Raw genomic sequence first — 3,746 nt, 5'->3', positions numbered from 1 at the left:
TTTGGCAATAGGGACTCCAAAGCGCGCATCTGGCGTAGAGATGCGAAAGTCACAGCAACTCGCGATAGCAAGTCCGCCGCCGACTGCCATCCCATCAATGACAGCGATGGTGGGCATAGGCAACATGGCTAATGGAGCGAGGTAGTCGTCAATTCCTTCCTCATAGCGAATACCATCCTCACCAGATGTAAAGCTGGCGAACTGGGCAATGTCACTACCAGATACAAAAGATTTACCACCAGCACCACGCAGAATCACCACCCGCACTGCAGAGTTCTTGGTCAGATCTTGGCAAATGGTCTTTAGGCTTTGATACATCTGGGCAGTCATGGCATTGCGCGCAGCTACATGATCAAAGGTAATCAATGCCATACCATTACGAAGCTCTAAATGAACTTCGGCAAGTGACGGCGTTTTGGAAGCTTTGGTATTAGCCATGAAATTGATCAATGAAGCCCAGTAAGTAGGTGCACAACAAGGTCTCTCTATTTGTTTTATATTGATGGCTATTATTAGCACTTTATTCTAAACATAAAAATAATTGAGACAAAATGAACGCTTCAAATAGCAAACCCCTGCCACTGGCAGGAGTTCGAGTGCTTGATGTGAGTCAAGTCATGGCGGGCCCCTACTGCTGTATGTTGCTTGCCGACCTGGGTGCAGATGTCATCAAAATTGAACCTCCAGGTACAGGTGACCAAACTCGTGGCGCCATGGGATTCAAGATGAAAGGTTCAGATAGCATGGGCTTTCTGAATATGAATCGTAATAAACGTAGCGTTACTCTCAATCTGAAAACTGACGCTGGCAAAAAAGTCTTCTTTGAATTAGTGAAGACTGCAGACATCTTGGTAGAAAACTATCGACCTGGGGTTATGAAAAAACTCGGCATCGATTACCAAACACTCAAAGATATCAACCCAGGTTTGGTCTACGCTAGCATCTCTGGATTTGGTCAAACAGGTCCATGGGCTGACCGCCCAGGTTTTGATTTGATGGCACAGGCCATGTCTGGCGTCATGAGTGTTACCGGCTATCCAGATGGTCCTCCAGTAAAAGCTGGTGTGCCTGTTGCCGATATTGGTTGCGCCCTCTTTGCAGTCTATGGAATTCTGTCTGCTTACATTGCTAAAATTAAATCCGGTGAGGGTCAATTCATTGACGCATCTCTATTTGATTCTGCGCTGGCATTCTCCATCTGGGATACAGCCCAGTACTGGGGAACTGGTGTTGAACCCTACAAGCTTGGTACTGCCAATCATATGAGCGCACCCTATCAGGCCATGAAGGCCTCTGACGGCTACTTTGTCATGGGTGCTACTAATCAAAAACTATGGAAACTGCTCTGCGACAAAATTGGGCGCCCTGAATTATTTGAAGACCCACTGTTCAGAACCAACCCACTCCGTTTAGCCAATCGCTTAATACTAGCGGCTGAACTTGAAAAGACTTTCGTTACTAAAACCAGTGAAGAGTGGGTTGATCTCCTGCTAGCGGCTGGCATCCCAGCTGGGCCAATTAATACTTATCCTCAGGCGTTTGATAGCGAGCATGGCAAGCATCGCAAGATGCGTATGGAAATCGATCATCCAATTGAAGGCAAGGTTCCGAACATTGGATTCGCAGTCAAGATGATGGGGACTCCACAGCAGGTATCTAGACATCCCCCACTGCTTGGGGAGCACACCAATGAGGTGCTTCAGGAATTGGGTATTGCCGGTGATGAACTGAAATCACTAGAAGATGGCGGCGCTTTCGCAGCCTGAGTTACCAACGCATTCAGATAAAAGAAATAGGCTCCCAGGAGCCCATTCTCTATTACTTAATCAGCGACCTAAACACAACGGGACTTCATTAGGCACCATCTGAATTGGCGATTGGAGGAGCCTCAAATGGGTCTTTGATTGGTTGAGCAGGTGGGGCTTTTTTAGATTTTGTTCCAGGCATCAGCTCAAAGTCTGGAGTAAAGGTTGTCATCGTGCTTCGCAATTGATCAAATGCTTTGCGATCACCCTCAAATTTAGCTTTTCCTTCGGCTTGGAGTTTTTCAAAGGTAGTTTGACCGCCCATGACTTTCTCTAAGTCGCTACGGTTCACGATGATAGTCAGGTTGGGGTTTTTATCCTGATAGCCTTTGATATTAGTTAGCGCAGAATTACTCATCTCGATTACAAACTTTTCACCATTATCTGGGGTGTCGAGATTAATAGTGAACTTCATGCCGGCAGCTTTTTTGCTATCCATGCTGATCGCTAAGGCATTGAGCCACAACTCAGTAGTCATTGCTCTGATCATGTCAGGGCCATTAGTCTTTGGCGATGCTCCAGAAGGCATACCATGACGAAGTTCGTAGGCAGCGCCCAAGAAACTATTACGCACACTTGGACTTTCTTTTTGATAACCAATTTGTTCAAAAATATCTGCTAGCAAATCTTTAGCTGCTGTGTTGTTTGGTTCTGCATAAACCAATTTATTCACGATCTCCATTGCTTCACGGTATTTACCTTGTTTATAGAGCTGCTTACCCTTTGCCATGATCTTGCCGGCACCACCCATCATCTCGACATACAGCGGTGCAGAATCTTTTGGTGATAAGGGAATCAAAGTAGCAGGATTAGCATCCCAGTAACCTAGGTAACGATTGATCACCGCACGACTGTTGTGCTCCTCTGAGCCATGGTAGCTATGCGCTGCCCACTGAGACTTTAAGCTCTCTGGCTGCTTGTAAACGTTATGCACTTCATTGATCGTGACGCCATTGTTCGCCAAATGCAGAACTTCATTATTCAAGTGGGCGTAACTATCGCGCTGAGTACGCATGACTTCCTGCACGCGATCATTGCCCCAGCGTGGCCATGAATGGGAGGCAAACATGACTTGCGCCTCAGTGCCATAGCGATATAGGGCATTATTAATATTCTTAGACCATGCCAAGGCATCGCGCACTAAAGCACCACGCAAGGTATAGATGTTATGAATGGTGCCGGTAATATTTTCAGCAGCCCAGAATGCCTTCATCTGCGGGAAATAAGTATTCATCTCAGCCGGAGCCTCTGTACCTGGCGTATTTTGAAATTCCATCTCCACGCCATCTACTGTCATTTTTTCAAATGGCTCATTAATGAGAATGGTAGGTTCAATTAAGCCGAGATTGCCTGCGGCTGTATTTTTACCAATGGATTGATCAACGTGACCAAATGGGCTGCGTGGCAATAAAACACCGTACTGAAAATACAGACGGCGTGTCATGGCATTGCCTGCGTATACGTTCTCTGCAACAGCATGATCCATAAAGCCAGCCGGAGCAATGATCTTCACCTTTCCGCTCTTTACATCAGCCTCATCAACCACGCCACGCACACCGCCAAAGTGATCGGCATGGGAGTGGGAATACACCACCGCAACAACTGGACGCTTACCTAGCTTCTCGTTAACTAATTCCAAAGCTGCTCTTGCAGTCTCTTTGGAGGTCAGTGGATCAAAGACAATCCAACCGGTATTGGTTTTAACAAAACTAATATTGGATAAGTCAAAGCCGCGTACTTGATAAATCTTTCCTGGGACGACTTCATAGAGACCATAACCCATATTGAGAATGGCTTGGCGCTGTAAAGATGGATGAACGCTATCAAAATCCTTGCCCTGCAATAAGAACTCATAGCTACCCATATCCCAGGCTACGTTACCTGCATCTGCCATGATGGTTTTATAAGCAGGGGCAGCAATAAATCCTCTCTTGGATTCTT

At 46.3% G+C, this 3,746-nt stretch carries 3 protein-coding genes; 1 reads left to right on the top strand and 2 read right to left on the bottom strand.

The features are described 5' to 3' along the window. The coding region (locus B7Y67_RS12730) for an enoyl-CoA hydratase-related protein (protein WP_293598968.1) at positions 1-438 on the bottom strand (438 nt) is incomplete at its 3' end. A gap of 113 nt (positions 439-551) precedes the next feature. Here B7Y67_RS12730 and B7Y67_RS12725 point away from each other — a divergent pair. Beyond that, complete coding sequence (locus B7Y67_RS12725) at positions 552-1,766, top strand: CaiB/BaiF CoA-transferase family protein (RefSeq protein WP_293598967.1); 1,215 nt, start codon at positions 552-554, stop codon at positions 1,764-1,766. Positions 1,767-1,854: 88 nt separating this feature from the next. On the opposite strand, the gene B7Y67_RS12720 is transcribed toward B7Y67_RS12725, so the two are convergent. After that, a partial coding sequence (locus B7Y67_RS12720; protein ID WP_293598966.1) for an alkyl sulfatase dimerization domain-containing protein occupies positions 1,855-3,746 on the bottom strand: 1,892 nt, incomplete at its 5' end.

The organism is Polynucleobacter sp. 35-46-11, assembly GCF_002281105.1.
The sequence above is the reverse complement of the archived record's forward strand: the minus strand, read 5'-3'. Positions and strand labels throughout refer to the sequence as shown.